At 52.6% G+C, this 17,121-nt stretch carries 19 protein-coding genes and 1 riboswitch; of the genes, 14 read left to right on the top strand and 5 right to left on the bottom strand.

Annotated elements, in window-relative coordinates; translation table 11 throughout:
- The first annotated feature begins 31 nt into the window (after positions 1-31).
- Positions 32-844, top strand: a complete 813-nt coding sequence (locus tag G549_RS19590; RefSeq protein ID WP_051213555.1) for a helix-turn-helix domain-containing protein — start codon at positions 32-34, stop codon at positions 842-844.
- On the opposite strand, the gene G549_RS0108340 is transcribed toward G549_RS19590, so the two are convergent.
- Entirely contained in the window at positions 841-1,980 is a 1,140-nt protein-coding gene (locus tag G549_RS0108340) for a trans-sulfuration enzyme family protein (RefSeq protein WP_027834641.1), read from the bottom strand. The genes G549_RS19590 and G549_RS0108340 overlap by 4 nt on opposite strands.
- Before the next feature lie 305 nt (positions 1,981-2,285).
- Here G549_RS0108340 and G549_RS21805 point away from each other — a divergent pair, with 305 nt between their 5' ends.
- The 4 genes from G549_RS21805 (at position 2,286) to G549_RS0108320 (ending at position 5,278) form a co-directional block, all read left to right on the top strand.
- Positions 2,286-2,453 carry a hypothetical protein gene (locus G549_RS21805; protein ID WP_156905517.1) on the top strand — a complete coding sequence of 56 codons (168 nt, stop codon included), beginning with the start codon at positions 2,286-2,288 and terminating at the stop codon, positions 2,451-2,453.
- Positions 2,454-2,638: 185 nt separating this feature from the next.
- On the top strand, positions 2,639-3,436 hold the full coding sequence (locus tag G549_RS0108330) for a polysaccharide deacetylase family protein (protein ID WP_169449629.1): 798 nt from the start codon (positions 2,639-2,641) through the stop codon (positions 3,434-3,436).
- 40 nt (positions 3,437-3,476) lie between these two features.
- The gene (locus G549_RS0108325) at positions 3,477-3,980 is read left to right on the top strand and encodes a P-loop NTPase family protein (RefSeq protein WP_027834639.1); all 504 of its coding nucleotides are present in this window, start codon (positions 3,477-3,479) and stop codon (positions 3,978-3,980) included.
- Positions 3,980-5,278: an MFS transporter gene (locus tag G549_RS0108320; RefSeq protein WP_027834638.1), complete on the top strand. Its 1,299-nt coding sequence runs from the start codon at positions 3,980-3,982 to the stop codon at positions 5,276-5,278. The genes G549_RS0108325 and G549_RS0108320 overlap by 1 nt, the downstream gene beginning before the upstream one ends.
- Here the strand turns inward: G549_RS0108320 and G549_RS0108315 are convergent.
- Both G549_RS0108315 and G549_RS21295 read right to left on the bottom strand, forming a co-directional pair.
- The gene (locus G549_RS0108315) at positions 5,275-5,937 is read right to left on the bottom strand and encodes an RluA family pseudouridine synthase (protein ID WP_027834637.1); all 663 of its coding nucleotides are present in this window, start codon (positions 5,935-5,937) and stop codon (positions 5,275-5,277) included. The genes G549_RS0108320 and G549_RS0108315 overlap by 4 nt on opposite strands.
- A 2-nt stretch (positions 5,938-5,939) precedes the next feature.
- Positions 5,940-6,509, bottom strand: a complete 570-nt coding sequence (locus G549_RS21295) for a gamma-glutamylcyclotransferase family protein (protein ID WP_051213554.1) — start codon at positions 6,507-6,509, stop codon at positions 5,940-5,942.
- 117 nt (positions 6,510-6,626) lie between these two features.
- On the opposite strand from G549_RS21295, the gene G549_RS0108305 reads away from it, so the two are divergent.
- The 8 genes from G549_RS0108305 to G549_RS19575 all read left to right on the top strand — a co-directional run bounded on the left by G549_RS0108305 (position 6,627) and on the right by G549_RS19575 (position 13,670).
- A complete protein-coding gene (locus G549_RS0108305; protein ID WP_051213670.1) occupies positions 6,627-7,484 on the top strand; it encodes an AraC family transcriptional regulator in 858 nt (285 codons plus the stop codon).
- 2 nt (positions 7,485-7,486) lie between these two features.
- Positions 7,487-8,125, top strand: coding sequence for a GyrI-like domain-containing protein (locus tag G549_RS0108300; protein ID WP_027834635.1), 639 nt, complete (start codon positions 7,487-7,489; stop codon positions 8,123-8,125).
- Between the two features lie 81 nt (positions 8,126-8,206).
- A riboswitch (FMN riboswitch) is annotated at positions 8,207-8,358 on the top strand.
- Between the two features lie 117 nt (positions 8,359-8,475).
- Positions 8,476-9,507: a bifunctional diaminohydroxyphosphoribosylaminopyrimidine deaminase/5-amino-6-(5-phosphoribosylamino)uracil reductase RibD gene (gene ribD, locus G549_RS19580; RefSeq protein ID WP_051213553.1), complete on the top strand. Its 1,032-nt coding sequence runs from the start codon at positions 8,476-8,478 to the stop codon at positions 9,505-9,507.
- The gene (locus tag G549_RS0108290; RefSeq protein WP_027834634.1) at positions 9,488-10,096 is read left to right on the top strand and encodes a riboflavin synthase; all 609 of its coding nucleotides are present in this window, start codon (positions 9,488-9,490) and stop codon (positions 10,094-10,096) included. The genes ribD and G549_RS0108290 overlap by 20 nt, the downstream gene beginning before the upstream one ends.
- Positions 10,072-11,289 carry a bifunctional 3,4-dihydroxy-2-butanone-4-phosphate synthase/GTP cyclohydrolase II gene (locus G549_RS0108285; protein WP_027834633.1) on the top strand — a complete coding sequence of 406 codons (1,218 nt, stop codon included), beginning with the start codon at positions 10,072-10,074 and terminating at the stop codon, positions 11,287-11,289. The genes G549_RS0108290 and G549_RS0108285 overlap by 25 nt, the downstream gene beginning before the upstream one ends.
- Before the next feature lies 1 nt (position 11,290).
- The gene (gene ribH, locus G549_RS0108280; protein ID WP_027834632.1) at positions 11,291-11,776 is read left to right on the top strand and encodes a 6,7-dimethyl-8-ribityllumazine synthase; all 486 of its coding nucleotides are present in this window, start codon (positions 11,291-11,293) and stop codon (positions 11,774-11,776) included.
- 64 nt (positions 11,777-11,840) lie between these two features.
- Positions 11,841-13,112 carry an MFS transporter gene (locus G549_RS0108275; RefSeq protein WP_156905516.1) on the top strand — a complete coding sequence of 424 codons (1,272 nt, stop codon included), beginning with the start codon at positions 11,841-11,843 and terminating at the stop codon, positions 13,110-13,112.
- A gap of 27 nt (positions 13,113-13,139) precedes the next feature.
- On the top strand, positions 13,140-13,670 hold the full coding sequence (locus tag G549_RS19575; protein WP_036221740.1) for an RNA methyltransferase: 531 nt from the start codon (positions 13,140-13,142) through the stop codon (positions 13,668-13,670).
- Positions 13,671-13,706: 36 nt separating this feature from the next.
- On the opposite strand, the gene G549_RS0108265 is transcribed toward G549_RS19575, so the two are convergent.
- The gene (locus G549_RS0108265) at positions 13,707-14,732 is read right to left on the bottom strand and encodes a dipeptidase (protein ID WP_027834630.1); all 1,026 of its coding nucleotides are present in this window, start codon (positions 14,730-14,732) and stop codon (positions 13,707-13,709) included.
- Positions 14,733-14,873: 141 nt separating this feature from the next.
- Here G549_RS0108265 and hemN point away from each other — a divergent pair, with 141 nt between their 5' ends.
- Positions 14,874-16,223, top strand: a complete 1,350-nt coding sequence (gene hemN, locus G549_RS0108260) for an oxygen-independent coproporphyrinogen III oxidase (protein ID WP_027834629.1) — start codon at positions 14,874-14,876, stop codon at positions 16,221-16,223.
- Here hemN and G549_RS21290 read toward each other — a convergent pair.
- Positions 16,220-17,113, bottom strand: coding sequence for a hypothetical protein (locus G549_RS21290; RefSeq protein WP_027834628.1), 894 nt, complete (start codon positions 17,111-17,113; stop codon positions 16,220-16,222). The two genes, hemN and G549_RS21290, sit on opposite strands and share 4 nt — an antisense overlap.
- Between the last annotated feature and the right edge of the window lie 8 nt (positions 17,114-17,121).

Below are 17,121 nucleotides of genomic sequence, written 5' to 3'. Positions count from 1 at the left end.
GCAAGATGAATTGTAATTTCGCGACAATCTGATGGAAAAATCTGATCCCCAGCTCGGTCCGGCGCGTGGCCTGATCGCCAAGCGCCTCTCCATGGCCGAATTTGATCTCACGCGGATTGTGCCATCCGATGGGGCAGCGCGGTGGATTGAGAATTATTGGGTGATCGAATGGGATCGGGGCGAAAAGCCAGTCTACCGGCAAGAAAATCTGCCCCATCCGAGCGCGCATTTTGTGCTCGATCCGCAGGCTGGATCGGGCCTGTTTGGGGTGCAAACGCATCGCTTTTTTTATGAGCTGGTGGGGAAAGGACGGGTGATCGGCGCAAAGTTTCACCCGGGCCTGCTGTTTCCGGTTTGGCAACGCTCCCTTTCGGAACTGACGGATCAGTGCGAAACCGACCTTGCCGCGTTGGGCCTGGACCTTAAAGAGCTGCAGGCGCGGTTTATTGCGCTGGATGATCCGGCTGATATGGCGGAGATTTTGGATCGGCATATTGCAGCTTTGAGCGCGCCAGATGATCCCAAGGCGGTGCAAGCGCATGATTTGGTGCATATGATTGAGGGTGATCAAAACCTGTCGCGAGTGTCGACGCTTGCGGAAAGATCGGGCCTCAATGCCCGGCAACTGCAGCGCTTGTTTGCGCAATATGTGGGTGTGTCCTCGAAATGGGTGATTGACCGTTATCGCATGATTGAGGCGGTGGAGGCGATCAATCGAGGCGAAGAGCGCTCGCTCACGGCGTTGGCTCATCGTCTCGGCTATTTTGATCAGGCGCATTTCAGCAAAGCATTTTCATCACTGATCGGGCGCACACCGCAGCAATTGCTGGCGCAATCGGCTTAGCTGAGCGCGGTTTCCAGATCCGCGATCAAATCTTCGATATGTTCAATGCCGACAGACAGGCGCAGCAAGGTTTCTGGAATGCCCGTTGTGCTTTCAATCGTGAAGCGGTGTTCCACGAGGCTTTCCACCCCACCAAGGGAAGTGGCGCGTTTGAACAGGTGGAGCTTGCCCACCACATCGAGGGCGCGCTGTTTGTCGCCTTTCACGGTGAAAGAGAGCAGCGGGCCGAAACCATTGTGCATCTGCTTTTTGGCCAGCGCGTGCGCTTCATGGCTTTCAAGGCCAGGATAAAATACATGATCGACTTCGTCATGGGCCTGTAAATATTGGGCGACCGCCATGGCATTCTCGCTCATGCGCTCCATGCGCAGGGGCAGGGTGCGCATGCCGCGGATCAATAAATAGGCTTCAAAGCTGCCAATTACCGCGCCTGCATCGTGGCGATCTACTTTGATGTCTTGCCAAATGGGGCGTGTTTCATCATCCACCGCCAACACACCTGCCAGCACGTCTGAGTGGCCATTGATGCTTTTGGTGCCTGAGTGCATCACAATGTGAGCGCCCAAATCGAGGGGGTTGGAGATGGCTGGCCCTGCCGCTGTGGAGTCGACGCCCAAGATGCCGCCTGCATCGGTGGTTGCCGCTGCAATTGCACCGATATCGGTGATGCGCAGCCAGGGGTTGGATGGTGTTTCGATGAACACAAGGGCCGGTTTCTCCGCCGCGATCAGTGCCACCGTTTCGTCGGTTTTGCTGGTGTCTTGCTCAATCAGTTTGATGGCGCGGCGTTCGCAATATTCGCGCACCCACTTGGTGGTGCCCCAATAGATTTGTGATTGCATGATGATCGTTTGTCCCGCCCGGGTGGTGCGGAACAGTGCCGCGATGGCCGCCATGCCTGTGGGAAACACCAATGCATCCTGCGCATTTTCGGCCGTGGCCAAAATCTTTTCTGCCAAACGCACAATGTCATTGTCGTCGCGGGCATAGATGTTGTTGTCGCGCAGCAAATCGTAGTTCTCATCCCGCACAAATGTTGTGGAGGGTTGAATAGCAGGGACTACGCCAGCGGTTTGCTGGTCGATATATCCAGCAGCTTGCGCAAAGAGAGTTTCCAGGCGTTGGCGACGCGTCATAATTTCCTCCAATTTCGGGAGCATACGCTCAAAGTATGCACTAGGGATAATCTGTGTAGCAAAAACATGCGCTCTATAGAAGCGGCAAAGATGTAGTTTTGACCCCACCAAGAATATAGGCAGTACGGACATGTAACCGTACTATGAGGTTCGTAGCATTTTTGTCACATACAAAATTATTGTATGTGAATATAAATTTTTGTTCTAGTAAAATTTTTTTACTTTGTTATATCAGCGCGCGTTGATCGAAATTGACGACATATTTCCCTAGACCTTTTTTACAATTCGACGACGAGGCAATCGAGATGGAGCATAATAGTTTATTTGACGCGTTGGCGCGCGTCGAAAAGCAAATCATATACACGCCTTCTGGCGACCAAATGTATGTGATTGAACGCCGTGCATTTGAAAAATTGATGGCGGCAATTGAAGCAAATGATGTTGTAGATTTGACCGATACCGTTCAAATCTAAAACGAAGGCAACGCATTTTTAACCATAAACCCAGTAAAAATTGTGTGATTACATGATTTTGGGTTTGAGTGATGGTTCAGTTGCGTGGCGTGATTTGTGGTTTGGCAGTACTTGCCATGCTGGGTGGATGTGCAAAGCCACCAAAAAATGGACCGACAACAAGTCGCTCCGCATATACTCAAGAAATGCCTGCGAAAGCTGATGAAAAAATCGAGATCGCAAGCAAACTGTTGACCGGTAATTCTGATCCACAAGTGGATGATATAAAGACGGCGTCATTATCGCCGCAATATGAATTGCGGAGGAGCGGTCAAGCCCTTGAGGGGCGTACCCTTTCTGTTTCACTCCAAAAAGACATTCAATTGGCCAAGGGCGAGTTTGTCCTCACCTTTGATGATGGTCCCCGTCCGGGCAAGACCGAAAAAATTCTCGACATTCTAGACGAGCATGACGTTAAAGCCATGTTCTTGATGTTGGGCCGTTCGGCACAATCGCATCCCGGGTTGGTGCGTGAAGTGGCGAAACGCGGTCATACAATTGGCCTGCACACCCATTCCCATGGGGATTTGACCAAATTGAATGTGGCGGCAGCCTTGGCTGAAATTGAACGCGGACAGCGTCCGGTTGTGGCGGCGCTTTCACCCATCAACAAAGAGCCAGCGCCGTTTTTCCGTTTTCCCTATTTGGCGCAAAATGCCCAATTGCGAACAGCGGTCAAAAATTCTGGCTATGTGATTATGGATGTGGAGGTCGACTCCAAAGACTATTATAGCGATAGCGCCGATCAGGTGCGACTACGCACCCTCAAGCGGATGGCCAATGCCGGACATGGTGTTGTTCTGTTCCACGATATTCATAATCGTACCGTGAAAATGCTGCCCCAATTGCTAAAAGATATGGAAGCGCGTGGCTACAAAGTGGTCAATCTGGTGCCACAGAACCAACCGCGCTTCAAATCTGTGGTTCAGCTTGCCAACAATTAAGCAATAATCTAGAACCTCCTCTCTTTTGGGGGAGGATGTGATGCAACGCATTGCGATTTTGGGCGGCTCAGGTTCTGGCAAATCTACATTGGCGCGGGCACTGGGCAAAAAACTCAATCTGCCCGTTGTGCATATGGATCAGCACTATTTTTCGGCCGGGTGGGTGGAGCCCGACCATGCGCATTGGCGCGAAAAAGTGGCGGCGATGTGCGCTGAAGATCGGTGGGTGATGGATGGCAATTACAGCAAAACGTTCGATCTTCGATTGCCCCGCGCTGACCTGATTATCTTTCTCGACTTCCCCACATGGTTGTGCACGTGGCGCGTGTTTAAGCGCACGACCTTTGGCTTCGGCAAGGTCCGGCCAGATTCAGCTGTTGGATGTCCAGAGCGTTTCGATCCGCAATTTCTTCTTTATGTGCTGAACTATCGGCGGCAGCGCGCGCCAAAGATCCGTGAAAAACTGATTGAACTGGGCACGTCAACGCGCATACTATCCAGCCCCAATGATATTAATGAATTTTTGGAAGAGCTTACAATTTAGTGCTCATAAATCGTAATTTTTCGAAGCTTTGGCTTGCTGCCGGAGCGTCCAATTTGGCCGATGGCGTCGGGTTGGTAGCATTTCCCTGGATCGCGTCTTTAATCACACGAGATCCTGTTGCTGTGGCGCTGGTCGCTGTATTTTTGCGCGGTCCATGGTTTTTCTTTTCTTTGCCCGCGGGTGTGCTGACAGATCGGTTCGATCGTCGGCGGATCATGGTCTTGATGGATTTTATTCGCTTTGTGGTGATGTCGGCGTTCGCCCTAACTGTGTTTTTCGCGGGGGACATCGCCAATATCAGCGATGGAGCGTCACGCTTAGCTTTGCTCGGCGTGCTTTATTGCGCTGCGCTGATTTTTGGCATGTGTGAAGTCTTGCGCGACAATGCGGGGCAAACAATTTTGCCAAGCCTGGTTGCAAAACATCAATTGGAGGCAGCTAACGGCAAATTCTCCGCTGTCGAGATGCTGCTGAATGGGCTGGCAGGACCACCGATTGCTGGTTTTCTCATTGGCATCGCCCTGTTTATGCCCTTGGCCGTCAATGCGGCGGCCTTCCTGTTTGCCGCCATTATGGTGCTGGCCATTGTGCCATCGCCGTCGCAATCTTCCCGAAAAAGGGCCGCCGCGGCGAATCCCACGTCATTTTGGTTTGAACTGAAAAGCGGGTTTGGCTGGCTGTGGCGCTTTCCAATTTTGCGGGACTTGGCGCTCATCCTGGGTGGCGTTAATGCGGCCTTTATGATGGGCGTTGCCATCTATGTCTTGTTCGCTCAAGAAGTGTTGGGTCTTGATGCGGCGGGTTACGGGCTTTTGCTCACCGCCGGGGCGTTGGGCGGGTTTATCGGCAGTTTTATTGTGCCTTGGCTCGGGCGTTGGCTCGATATGAGGTTTATGCTGCTGTTTGCAATGGCGTTGATGGTTTTCGAAAACACGGCCATCGGCCTGGCCTCTAACTTTGCTTTCGCCTGGATGGTGATCTTCATTGGGGGCATTGGCATTGTAGGCTGGAACATCCATACCGTGTCCTTTCGCCAACGTATTATTCCAGATGCCCTTTTGGGCCGCGTGAATTCTGTATACCGTTTTTTCGGTTGGGGGATGATGCCATTAGGCACCTTGCTGGGCGGCCTTTGCGTTCAAATAGTGGAGCCATTTTGGGGCCGGGAATGGGCCTTGCGCAGTCCGTTTTTATTGGCGGCCATTATCTGCGGTCTGTTGGGGCTTTATGCGATGGGGCGTTTAACGCGGCAGAAAATATCGGATGCAGAGAGCCGCGCCGCCATGTCGGCTGCCTAGAACGGCACTTCACTTTCAAAGCTGATGCGTTCACCACCGATGGGGTGATGAATTTCTAAATATCGGGCATGAAGGCAAAGGCGGTCGCTGGCTGCTTGCACAAATGCGGGGGCGTAGAAATCATCGCCGAGAATGGGATGGCCGAGGGCAAGCAAGTGCACTCTTAATTGATGGGAGCGGCCTGTGATTGGGAACAGGTCTAACCGAGAGGTTCGCTCATTTCTTTGCAGCACTTGAAAATGGGTTTGGGCCGACTTGCCATTGGCGAAATCCACCATCTGCAGCGGGCGGTTTGGCCAATCGCACCGGAGCGGCAGGTCGATTAGCCCTTCATCGCGCCCGGCCTGTCCCCACGCCAATGCTTGATAGATTTTGCTGGTGTGACGGCGTTCAAATTGCAGACCAATGTGGCGATGTGCAGCGGCATTTTTGGCCAAAATCAAAATGCCAGACGTGTCCATATCCAGCCGATGGATAATGCGGGCATCGGGGCAATATTGTTGGGCGCGATACTCAAGGCAATCCCACAGATGTTCGGCTTTGCCCGGCACGGAGAGTAGGCCCGAGGGTTTGTCCACCACCAGCAGATGATCGTCTTCAAAAACGATGTTGAGCGCGTCTTGAGGGGGGCGATAATCAAATGCGGGGCGCGGTGGCATATTTACGCGGCTTCTGGGCCCAGCAGATAATCAAATCCGGCCTTCTTCAACAACATTTCAGCTTCCAGTTTGCCGGGGCGTTGCGGGTCGGGATCGGGCATATGCTCAAAGCTGGCCAAATGCTCCTGATGCGCTTTCGGTAAGTCATTTTGGATGGCACCGGACAGGCAAAGCGCCCAATACCACTGATATGGCTTTGGCGGCGTTTGATCCGGCTCAGCGATATAGGTGACAGTTTGAAATTGGTCGCCCGCATCGGTGTGCACCAAAAAGTTTGCGTCGCGAATATAGGTGGTGGGCAGGGTCAGATGAATGCCTTCAATCCGGTCCAATATTGATGCTTCTTCAAGATGCATCTCATAGACCACGCCATAAACCCGTTCATTGGCGTTGTCGCTTTTAAAAATTGTGCCTTTGCCGGAACCGCCATGATCGTCGTGACCGATTTTGCCAAAGTTGACGCCATAACCTGGCGCAAAAGCATTGGCGACAGGGCGGGCCGTGGGGCACCTATTTTGCAACCGCTCATTCAATAGATTTGAGCCATATGCAAAGTAGAAATAGGTCGACATTTATGTTCCCTTTGGCAAACAATATTGCGCATTGGTCCAGATTTCCAAATGCGCAAGATTTATCAATCGCTTTTGTGCATGCTTTTAACCCGAGCCAATCAAAAGGAAAAGAGCAGAATGCAAATGAGCCAACAGCAGCTTAGCTATCGTAAGCGGATCGATCGGGTGGTCAATTATATTTATGACCATTTGGACGAGCCGATCGATTTGCAGCTTCTGGCCGATGTGGCGTGTATGTCGCCCTATCATTGGCATCGAGTTTATCGGGCAATTCAGGGGGAAACCATTGCCGCAACCGTGAAGCGATTGCGTTTGCATCGCGCGGCGGGGCAATTGGCGCACAGCAAAATCTCTATTGAGGAGATTGCCGAACGGTCGGGCTATTCCAGTCTGGCTGCCTTTTCTCGGGCTTTCACGCAGATTTATGGTCAGCCTCCGGCACAGTTTCGTCGTGCGGGTGCGCATGTCAAATTGCAGGAGGCCATCGCGCAAGGAGAAGGGCATTTGTACCCCGTAGAAATTAGATCGATAAAACCGCAAACCTTGATCGGCTTGCCGCATCAAGGGGATTATATGGATATTGGGCGGGTGTTTGAGCCTGTTTTTGGCTGGCTCGGGCAAGCGGGTCTTTTGCCTCAAATGCGACACGCCATGGCCATCTATTACCATGACCCCGACAGCGTGCCGGAGCCTGATCTGCAATCATTTGCCGGTGCGGTGATGGAGGGGGATGTTGAGATGCCCGAGCATTTCCAAACGCGGGTGGTGAAAGGCGGGCGTTATGCCGTTTTGCGTTATCAGGGCGCCTATGCGGAAATGGCTGACGCCTACCGATGGCTTTTTGGCACTTGGCTCACCACCAATGGATATGAGTTGGGCGATGCCCCTTGTGTGGAAGCCTATCGCAACAACCCACGTGAAGTATCGCCAGCCGACCTTCTTACTGACATTTATTTGCCATTGGCTGAGGTGTGAGCATGGAAAAACTGGATTTCAAGAAACGCGATAAACCCTATTATTCGGGCAAGGTGGGACGGTTTGATCGAATAGATGTGCCCCCCATGAATTATTTGATGATTGATGGGGAGGGCGGCCCTATTGGGGAGAGCTATGCGCCCTCGATCGGCGCGCTATACAGCATGAGTTATGGTTTGAAATTTCTCTCTAAAACCGAGTTGGAAATGGACTATGTTGTCGGCCCCCTGCAAGGGCTTTGGTGGGCAGAGGACATGAATACCTTTATCGCGCGGGAAAAGGATCAGTGGTTGTGGACGATGATGATCCGCCAGCCGGATTGGCTGACCAAAGATGATGTGGAACAAGTGCGCACCGCAGCCATCGCCAAAAATGCGGGGAAAAAGGAGCCGCCGACCAGCGAAGAGTTGCTGCGCAAGGTGCGGTTGGAAACCTACCATGAGGGCGATTGCGTGCAGGTTTTACATGTGGGGTCTTATGATGAGGAGGGGCCGATTCTTCACAAAATGCATCATGAGTTTATTCCCGAAAATGGGTTGCAGATGCATATGAAACATCATGAGATTTATTTGAACGATCCGCGTCGTGTGGCGCCGGAAAAACTAAAAACTGTTTTGCGCCAACCGATTAAGCCAGCCTGATCTGTTCACTTTTTGCTGATTTATTGTTGTCTTTACGTTCAGGCGGAAATCGACTAAGTTCTTGCCACTTGGCCGCAGTGCGGCCGTTCTCGGGGCGGGGTGAAATTCCCCACCGGCGGTAATTGGAGAAATCCATCAGCCCGCGAGCGCCTTTTGGCTCCTGCCAGAAGGGTCTAGCAGATCCGGTGTAATTCCGGAGCCGACGGTTAAAGTCCGGATGTGAGAGAACAAAGACTGGCAACGCCCATAGTGGGTGTTTGCGCCTATTGTCTTAGCAGTCGTGCGCCTTGGCGTAGGCTGTTCGTGTCGTATGGCACGTGTTTCGCCCTATCATGTTTTGAGGTGGGCGAATGAAAGTCGTACCAATTGAAAATCCGGTTGAAGACACTGCTCTTATCGAGCAGGCGTTTCGCTATGCGTTAAGGGCAGCGCGTTTGTTTGATGGGTCAACTGCGCCCAACCCGCCTGTGGGTTGTGTGTTGTTGGATCAGGCAGGAGAAATTCTGTCCATTGGCGCGCACCAGGCGGCGGGGCAGCCGCACGCTGAGCGGATGGCACTGGCTGAACTTCCCGCTGGGTCCAAACCCCATACCGCAGTTGTGACACTGGAACCATGCGCTCATTTTGGCCGCACACCTCCATGCGTTGATGGTTTGATCGATGCGGGCGTCAAAAGTGTTTGGATTGGCGCTCAGGATCTAAACCCACGGGTGATCGGCGGCGGGGCCGCCAAGTTGCGCGACGCGGGTATTGAGGTGCACTTCCTTTCCAAACGGCATGAGGACTTTGCAAAAGCGTTGCATTTAGATTGCCGCCGATTGATCGCGCCCTTCCTGCATTTTGCTAAGACCCAACGGCCATTTGTGACGCTGAAGGTTGCTGTGGATGCAAATGGCAGCATGATCCCACCTGTGGGTGATAAGACTTTTACACGCGCTTCTTCCCTTAAATTTGCCCATAAGCTGCGGCGACGGGCGGATGCCATTGTGACCGGGTCGGGCACTGTTTTGGCAGATGATCCCCATTTCACCGTGCGACATGTGGATGATGTGTCAGACAAGGTGCGACCCCTGGTGATTTTAGATCGCCGCGGACGCGTGCCTTCTGCCTATTTGCAGGAAGCGCGGGCCCGTGGGTTTAGGCCGATCATCGCGACGGATTTAAAGTCGGCGCTGGCTGATCTTGGGCAGAGTGGATGCATGGAAGTGCTTGTGGAAGCGGGGCCGGAATTGGCGGCGGCCTGCCGTGCGCTCAAACTAGTCAATCTTGATATCACCATTGAACGTTTGGCAGACAATGATCGCATTCGTGCGGTTTATGCCGATCCTTCGCTCAATGGCGAACAGTGTGAAGGAGAAGCCGATGTTTTCGGGAATAATTGATCGTTTGGGCGCTGTTCAGTCTGTGCGAGACGATGATGGCGCGCGGGTTTTTGAAATCGATACAACCTATAGTGACCTTGCTTTGGGCGAGAGTGTCGCGATCAACGGCGTTTGCCTCACTGTGGTGACCTTTGATGCCGCTGGCTTGGCGGAGTTTTATGTTAGCCCCGAAAGCCTGTCGCGCACGGCGCTTGGGTCGATCCAAACGGGTGATCGAGTCAATCTGGAGCGTGCAGTGGCGCTGGAAACCAAATTGTCCGGCCATTTGGTGCAAGGGCATGTGGATGGCATTGCGACGCTGTCTTCCATTGAAGAGCAAGCTGGTGCGCATTTGATCGAGCTGGAATTGCCGCAATCCTTAGGGCGTTATTGCGTGGAGAAGGGCTCAATTTCATTGGATGGCATTAGCCTCACCATCAACAATCTTGATGATCACGCGGCAGGTAGCCGCATTGGGCTGACCATCATCCCTCACACATGGACGCACACCAATTTGCATGCCCGGCAAGTGGGCGATCAGATCCATGTGGAAAACGACGTTATTGCTAAATATGTGGAGCGGCTATGTCTCGGTTACAACGCGCAGTAGAGCACTTGAAAAATGGCGGCATGATCGTTCTGACCGACGATGAGGACCGCGAAAACGAAGGCGATTTGGTTATCGCTGCTGAGTTTGCCACGCCTGAAGCGGTACGCTTTATGGCCAAAGAGGGTTGCGGGTTGATTTGCCTGCCGATGAGCGGCGAGCAGATTGATAGGTTGGGTTTGCCGCCCATGGTCAAGCAAAACCGCGCCAACCGCTCTACCGCTTTCACGGTTTCGATTGAAGCGCGGGATGGGATCACCACTGGCATTTCGGCCTATGACCGGTCGCAAACCATTATGACGGCGATTAAGCCAGATGTCCTGCCAGGCGAGATTGTTTCGCCGGGGCATGTGTTTCCGCTGCGCGCAGCAGAAGGCGGCAGTCGTGTGCGCAATGGCCATACGGAAGCCTCTGTGGATTTGATGCAGTTGGCCGGGCTAAACCCTGCGGCAGTGATTTGTGAAGTGATGGGCGAAGATGGCCACATGGCCAAGGGTGATGAACTTGAGAGTTTTGCCAAGGCGCATGATCTGCCCATGCTGTCGATTGCGGAGCTGGTGGCGCATTTGGGCGGGCCCACCCGGGCGTCAAATGCTTTGGTGTCGCGCGTTGCCGCCAGCCAGTTGCCCACCCATCACACCAATCATGATTTTGAGGTTTTGGCCTATCGCGAAATTGCCAGCGGCGAGGAACATGTTGCCTTGCTTCATCAACCGCTTGGCGACAATCCGCTCGTGCGGGTGCATTCGGAATGTTTGACCGGCGATGCCTTTGGCTCAAAACGGTGCGATTGCGGGCCGCAATTGCAAGCGGCGATGGCTGAGATTGACGCCCACCCCGATGGCGGCGTCATCATCTATATGCGGGGCCATGAAGGGCGCGGCATTGGCATTGGCAACAAGATCAGGGCCTATCAATTGCAGGACAAGGGCATGGATACGGTGGACGCAAATCGTGCGCTTGGCCTGCCAATTGATGCGCGCCAGTTTGATATTGCGGCTGCTATTTTGAAGGATTTGGGGCTGAACAGCATCAGCCTCTTGTCCAACAACCCTGCAAAGGCCAAAGCGCTGGAAGGCATGGGGATTACTTTGCAGGAGGTGCGGCCACTTCAGGTTGGAGCAACTCCGCAGAATGCCGGTTATCTTGAAACCAAACGCGAAAAACTAAACCATAATCTACCGGAAAATGTTTGATATGAGTGAGACGATTAAGACCCGTGGTGAAACCACAATTATCGATAATGCCCGCGTGGCGATTGTTGTGAGCCAGTTTAATCCCAAAGTGACTCACGGCTTGCTGGATGGCGCGCGTTTGGAACTTGCCGAAGCCGGGCTGGCCCTTGCCGAGGAGGATGTGTTTGAAGCGCCGGGCGCGTTTGAAATGCCATTGATCGCAAAAAAGCTGGCCCAATCTGGTCGCTATGATGGTGTGGCTTGCTTGGGGTGCGTGATCAAAGGTGATACGGCACATTTCGAATTTATTTCGCTTGGGGCGACTATGGGGATTATGGAAGCAAGCCTTGAAACCGAGGTGCCGATTTGCTTCGGTATTTTAACCACTTATACCCAAGAACAAGCGGTGGTCCGCAGTTCTGCTGATGCGGAAAATAAGGGACGTGAGGCGGTGGCGGCGTGCTTGTCTTCCCTTGCAGCATTGCAGCGGATTTCAGAATTTAGCTGATCAAACGTTGACGTTATTTCTCCCCAACCTATATCTGAGGCTATATTTTGGGGAGGATATTTAGGTGAGACTGCCGAAGAATAAGAATATGCGGCGCATATTGGCTGCGCAATTGCCCGCGGACTTTGCCGATTGGCTCGACTATGTGGCCGTCATCACGTTGTTCACTTATGTCTGGCAAGTCGACACGATCTATTTCGCGTGGTTCGCGGTCTCATTTTCGCTTCCCTACATCTTGGTTGGGCCGCTTGCGGGCGCACTTGTTGATCGTAGCGATCTCAAAAGTGTGTTGGTGCTGTCGAACTTGGGCCGCGCACTTTCAACGTTCTCTTTGATATTTGCCAGTCAGCCTGAAATCATGTTGGCTCTCATTGCGTTGAGGTCATCAATTGACAGTTTCTTCTCGCCAGCAAAGCAGGTGGCGATCCAAGCGTTGGTCGAACGTGATGAGTTGATGGCCACCAATAGTGTGAGCCATGTGATCAATCAGGCGTCAAAGGTGGCAGGGCCTGCGGTTGGCGGCGCATTGTTGATTTGGGTTAGTCCACAAGCAGTTTTTGGGGTTAACGGAGCTGTATCGCTGTTGGCGATGGCAATCTTCATGACGTTGCCTCGGAAAATTGAGGCAAAACAAACTGAAGATCATGACGCCCAACAAGAAGAAGGCGGCAAGGCCTCGATGTTGAACGACATTCTTTCAGGGTTTGCAATTGTGTTTTCAACGCCCGCCCTGTGGACCACAATCATGCTTGGCGCCATGGGTTTCTTTGCCATATTTTTGCATGACACGTTGATTGGGCCTGTCACGCGTGAATTGGGCTTTGACGCCACCATTTTGGGCATTTCTGTTGCTGCCGTGGGCGGCGGGGGCATTCTGGGCGCTGTGACGTTGGGCAGTATGAAGCGCCACATCCATCCCTTCCTGTTGATCGGACCATCGATGATCATTGTGTCTGCTATGACGATGCTGTTGGGCAGTGTCGCTATTTATGGTTGGTCCATCCATCCCTACATTTTTGTGGCGGCCTTTTTCTTGGTTGGGTTTGTCGGCACAGGCACATTTGTGCCGCTAAGGACTGTGTTGCAGCTTGAAACACCGTCAGGAAAAATGGGGCGCGTGACGGCAGTGAATGAGAGCTTGTCGCTGGTTGCCATGATTTCCGCGCCCTTTATCGGGGCAACTTTGGCCTCGATTTATCATATTGGGGTGCCCTTTGTTTTTGGTGGCACAATCACGTTGGTATTGGGGATCATTGCGCTGATATTGATCAAGTTTGTGCCGTTTACCTCACCTGAGGAGGCGTCAGACCTTCCCAAAACGGCGGAAACTGTCTAAATCCTTTTTCGAAAAAAGGGTGAGTCGATGCGCGGATATTTTGCCATTGGGGCAGAGAAGATTTCCAAAATGCAGAATTTTGGTAATTTGGCGCGCACCGGACATGGGTTCGGTGCGAGCTTTTGTTTTACCGTGGCGGCCTCGCGTTTGCGGTTGAATGATATGGTGTCGGACACCTCACGATCATTGACCAACATGCCTTATTACGCCTGGGATAAACCAAACGACATCACGCTGCCCGACCGCTGCCAATTGGTGGGCATTGAATTGACTGACGATGCAATTGATTTGCCGAGCTTTCGGCACCCGACGCAGGCAGCATACATTTTAGGGCCCGAGCGGGCATCGCTTTCGCCTGAGATTATGGAGATGTGCGATCACATCATCAAAATACCCACAAGCTTTTGCCTGAATGTGGCGACGGCCGGGGCGATCGTTATGTATGATCGCATTGCGACACTGGGGCGTTTTGCGCCACGACCCGTGCGTGTTGGCGGGCCAGTTGAGCCAAAGCCGATTCATGTGCAAGGATCACAAAAAAGGCGCACGCCCATTTAAGGGATGGGCCTTTAAAATATTCAAAAAAGTGTGTGCCTATTCGGCCCAGCAATCACCGAGCACGCGGAACCAGTTTTTGTGGGTGATCTTATCCAGCTCGTCCTGGTTGAAGCCCGCTTCCTTAAGCGCGTTGACCAGATTTGGCAGCTTGGCTGTGCTGTTCACCTCATTGGGAACGCCGGTGCCATCATAGTCAGAGCCGATGCCCACATGATCAACGCCCATTTTATCGACCAAATAGCGCACTTGATCCACCATGACCGAGAGCGGCACCTTGCTGTCCGCCACGCCTTTTGGGTTTAGGAAAATGGTGCCAAAATTCAGCCCGGCGATGCCACCTGTGTCTTTGATTGCATCAAGCTGCTTGTCCAGCAAATTGCGGGTGGATTGGCACAGGGCATGGGCGTTTGAGTGGCTGGCAATAAGCGGCATGTCGCTATGTTTGGCGACATCCCAAAAGCCTTTTTCGTTGATGTGACTCAAATCGAGGGCAATGCCAAGTTGATTACAGGCTTTGACCAGTTCAACGCCTGCGTCTTTCAGGCCCGGGCCCGTGTCAGGCGAAGCGGGAAATTTGAACGGCACGCCGTAAGCAAAGTCGTTTTCGCGGCTCCAAACGGGGCCAAGCGAGCGCAAACCTTCCTTATAAAGATTTTCTAGGTTGGACATGTCGGGCATGACCGCCTCGGCGCCCTCGATATGCAAAACGGGGGCCATCTGGTTGCCGGCGAACGCCTCTTCAATCTCTTTCACCGTTTTACAGATTTTCACCTGGCCGTCTGACGCGCGCTGAATGTCGCGCAGCAGCTTGATCATCTTGTTGGTTTCGCCAATCGCATAGGTTTGGCTCGGCGCTTTTTCGTAGCTTTTGCCATCTTCAGGGGGAATGAACATGGCAAACAGGCCGCCTGCAAAGCCGCCTTCTTGCGCCGATTGCAGGTCAATATGCTGCCCATCGCGTGGGGTGAAGAAGCCACGGACGGGATCGTCTTTGCATTCATCCAGCAATTTCAGCAAAATATCATTATGGCCATCAAATATTTTTTGCGGCGCGTCGGTCATATGAATACCCCTAATTGAATTTCTTATTTGCGGCTCGAACGGCGCATTATTTGGAGTTTGTTTTGTTGCACCCTTTTTGACCTTGATCAAGGAAGGATTTTTTGGCGCTGCTAGGTTGTGGTCACAGAATAGGGGACGATTATGGACCACGCACTCATCGAAAAATATGCCGCGCCTGTACCGCGCTACACATCTTATCCAACCGCGCCGCATTTCACCAATACGGTAAACAATGACGTTTATGCCAAATGGTTGTCCGGCTTTGAGTCGGAAGACAAACTTTCGCTTTACATCCACATTCCGTTTTGTGATCGGTTGTGCTGGTTTTGCGGCTGCAACACCAAGCAAACGCTGAAATATGCGCCTGTGCAAGCCTATTTGAAACGCCTCTATAAAGAGATTGAAATGGTGGCGGCGAAATTGCCCCATCGTTTGAAAGTGGTTTCATTGCATTTGGGCGGTGGCTCGCCGACCTTGTTGCAAGCAGATGATTTTGCAAAATTGCGGGTCGTATTGCGCACGCATTTTGATTTTGTTGATGATGCAGAAATCTCCATTGAGATCGATCCAAGCGATGTCACGCCCGAACAAATCAAAGGCATGGTGGATTTTGGTCTGACGCGCGCCAGCATTGGGGTGCAGGACTTTTCTGAGGTGGTGCAAAAGGCAATTAATCGGCCACAAAGTTTTGAGATCACGCGCGACGTGGTGGAAGCGTTGCGGGCGCACGGCATCAAATCGGTAAATCTGGATGTGCTTTACGGGTTGCCGTTTCAAACAACAGAGCGGTTGATGGACACGGTGGCCAAAACCGCCTTTTTGCAGCCAGACCGGATTGCCCTGTTTGGGTATGCCCATGTGCCGTGGATGAAAACCCATCAAAAGATGATTGATGAAGCGGCGTTGCCCGGCACAATTGAGCGGTTTGAACATGCGCTTTTGGCTGCCGATGCGTTGGTGGATGCTGGTTATGACCGCGTAGGGTTTGATCACTTTGCGCTGCCGCATGACAAAATGGCAATTGCCGCTCGCAATGGGACGCTGCGCCGCAATTTCCAAGGTTATACTGTTGATCCAGCGGACGCGATGATCGGCTTTGGTGGCTCCGCCATTGGTCAAAACCGCCACGGCTATATTCAAAATGTTGTGCCCACGGGTCAGTATCAAGCGATGATCGACAAAGGCGAACTAGCGGTGGGCAAGGGCTATGCTCTTACGGAAGAAGACCGTATGCGCGGCCATGTGATTGAACAACTTATGTGTCAGTTTTCTTTCGATAAAACCGACTTGGTGGCCCGCTATGGCGACGCCGCGAAAGCTATTCTGCGCGAAGCCAATTTGATCGCCGCACAGCATGAAGATGGCTTTATCGAAAATGACGATGAGTGCTTTGCGGTAGTCGGGCAGGGCAAGCCTTTTGTCCGCGCCATCGCCGCCAGTTTCGATGCTTATTTTGGTAAAGGCACGGCCCGGCACTCCAAAGCGGTTTAGGCGGCCTGTTTTTCTAAAAGCGCAATCATTCTGATCATCAGCCACAAGGCCCAAAGGCCAAGGACCAGAAAGCCGCCGATTGGCCCGAAAATTTCAGGCGTGGTGAACTCCACGCCTGCCCACAGCTGAACAAAGGTCGCTGTTGAGATGCTTGGCAGCAGCAGAATGATTGTGCCGAGCAGAGGGATCGCCAAGGCGAACCCAAACAATTGCTGGCGTAAAACCAATAGGGCGGAGATCATGCACAGTGGCGCAATGATCGCCATGTCGATGGCTTCCGTGAATTTGGTGGTATAATGATCTAGCCGGCTGGGTGGTGTGTCGGACATCAGCGCTGTGATCAGCGGTTCCGCCCACACAAATACGGTGATGCTACCCGCTAAAACCAAATAGATCGCCAGTGCCCTGTTTGGCAGGGCGGCTTTTGCCTTATCGAAAGTGCCTTTTTCTAAACAGGTCATGACGCCATTGTGGGCAATGGATGTCCCAAAAAGGCAAATGCTGAGCACCAGAACATACCCAAAGAAGGCAATGTTATAAGTGGCTGAAAAGGCAAGGCTTGCATAGGCATAGAGCAAAAAACCAAGGACGCCATAGTTGAGAATATGGCCTGCCACCCGTTCCTTGGCCATAAGATAGATGGACAGGCAAAGCAGCGGCGTCACGAGGAACAAGACAATGATGTCCTGGGCGATAAACCCGGCGGCGAAAAAGAGGCTGTTATCGTGGTACAGGCCATTGCCGTAAAAAATCATCTCGGTGCCGCGAAATGTAGTGGCGATCTGCGGGTCAGGCACCACTGCGCCGTGGAGCAGCCCAAATAGCGAAAGTCCGAAAATCAATGGGGCAAGCAGGATGCTGGTTCGGCGTTGTAGCTGAATGAAGGTCATGTGCTGTA

Origin of the sequence: Maritalea myrionectae DSM 19524, assembly GCF_000423365.1 — a bacterium.
GTDB classification, from domain to species: Bacteria; Pseudomonadota; Alphaproteobacteria; order Rhizobiales; family Devosiaceae; genus Maritalea; species Maritalea myrionectae.
Note: the sequence above shows the minus strand (reverse complement) of the source record. Positions and strands in the feature narration are given on the sequence as shown.

Coding starts and splice junctions, on each gene's coding strand:
- G549_RS0108325 (WP_027834639.1), top strand. CDS start 3,477: ATGCAACGCATTGCGATTTTGGGCGGCTCAGGTTCTGGCAAATCTACA.
- G549_RS0108315 (WP_027834637.1), bottom strand. CDS start 5,937: ATGCCACCGCGCCCCGCATTTGATTATCGCCCCCCTCAAGACGCGCTC.
- ribH (WP_027834632.1), top strand. CDS start 11,291: ATGAGTGAGACGATTAAGACCCGTGGTGAAACCACAATTATCGATAAT.
- G549_RS0108300 (WP_027834635.1), top strand. CDS start 7,487: ATGGAAAAACTGGATTTCAAGAAACGCGATAAACCCTATTATTCGGGC.
- G549_RS0108330 (WP_169449629.1), top strand. CDS start 2,639: ATGCCTGCGAAAGCTGATGAAAAAATCGAGATCGCAAGCAAACTGTTG.
- G549_RS0108340 (WP_027834641.1), bottom strand. CDS start 1,980: ATGACGCGTCGCCAACGCCTGGAAACTCTCTTTGCGCAAGCTGCTGGA.
- G549_RS21290 (WP_027834628.1), bottom strand. CDS start 17,113: ATGACCTTCATTCAGCTACAACGCCGAACCAGCATCCTGCTTGCCCCA.
- hemN (WP_027834629.1), top strand. CDS start 14,874: ATGGACCACGCACTCATCGAAAAATATGCCGCGCCTGTACCGCGCTAC.
- G549_RS0108290 (WP_027834634.1), top strand. CDS start 9,488: ATGTTTTCGGGAATAATTGATCGTTTGGGCGCTGTTCAGTCTGTGCGA.
- G549_RS21805 (WP_156905517.1), top strand. CDS start 2,286: ATGGAGCATAATAGTTTATTTGACGCGTTGGCGCGCGTCGAAAAGCAA.
- G549_RS19575 (WP_036221740.1), top strand. CDS start 13,140: ATGCGCGGATATTTTGCCATTGGGGCAGAGAAGATTTCCAAAATGCAG.
- G549_RS21295 (WP_051213554.1), bottom strand. CDS start 6,509: ATGTCGACCTATTTCTACTTTGCATATGGCTCAAATCTATTGAATGAG.
- G549_RS0108285 (WP_027834633.1), top strand. CDS start 10,072: ATGTCTCGGTTACAACGCGCAGTAGAGCACTTGAAAAATGGCGGCATG.
- G549_RS0108265 (WP_027834630.1), bottom strand. CDS start 14,732: ATGACCGACGCGCCGCAAAAAATATTTGATGGCCATAATGATATTTTG.
- G549_RS0108305 (WP_051213670.1), top strand. CDS start 6,627: ATGCAAATGAGCCAACAGCAGCTTAGCTATCGTAAGCGGATCGATCGG.
- ribD (WP_051213553.1), top strand. CDS start 8,476: ATGAAAGTCGTACCAATTGAAAATCCGGTTGAAGACACTGCTCTTATC.
- G549_RS19590 (WP_051213555.1), top strand. CDS start 32: ATGGAAAAATCTGATCCCCAGCTCGGTCCGGCGCGTGGCCTGATCGCC.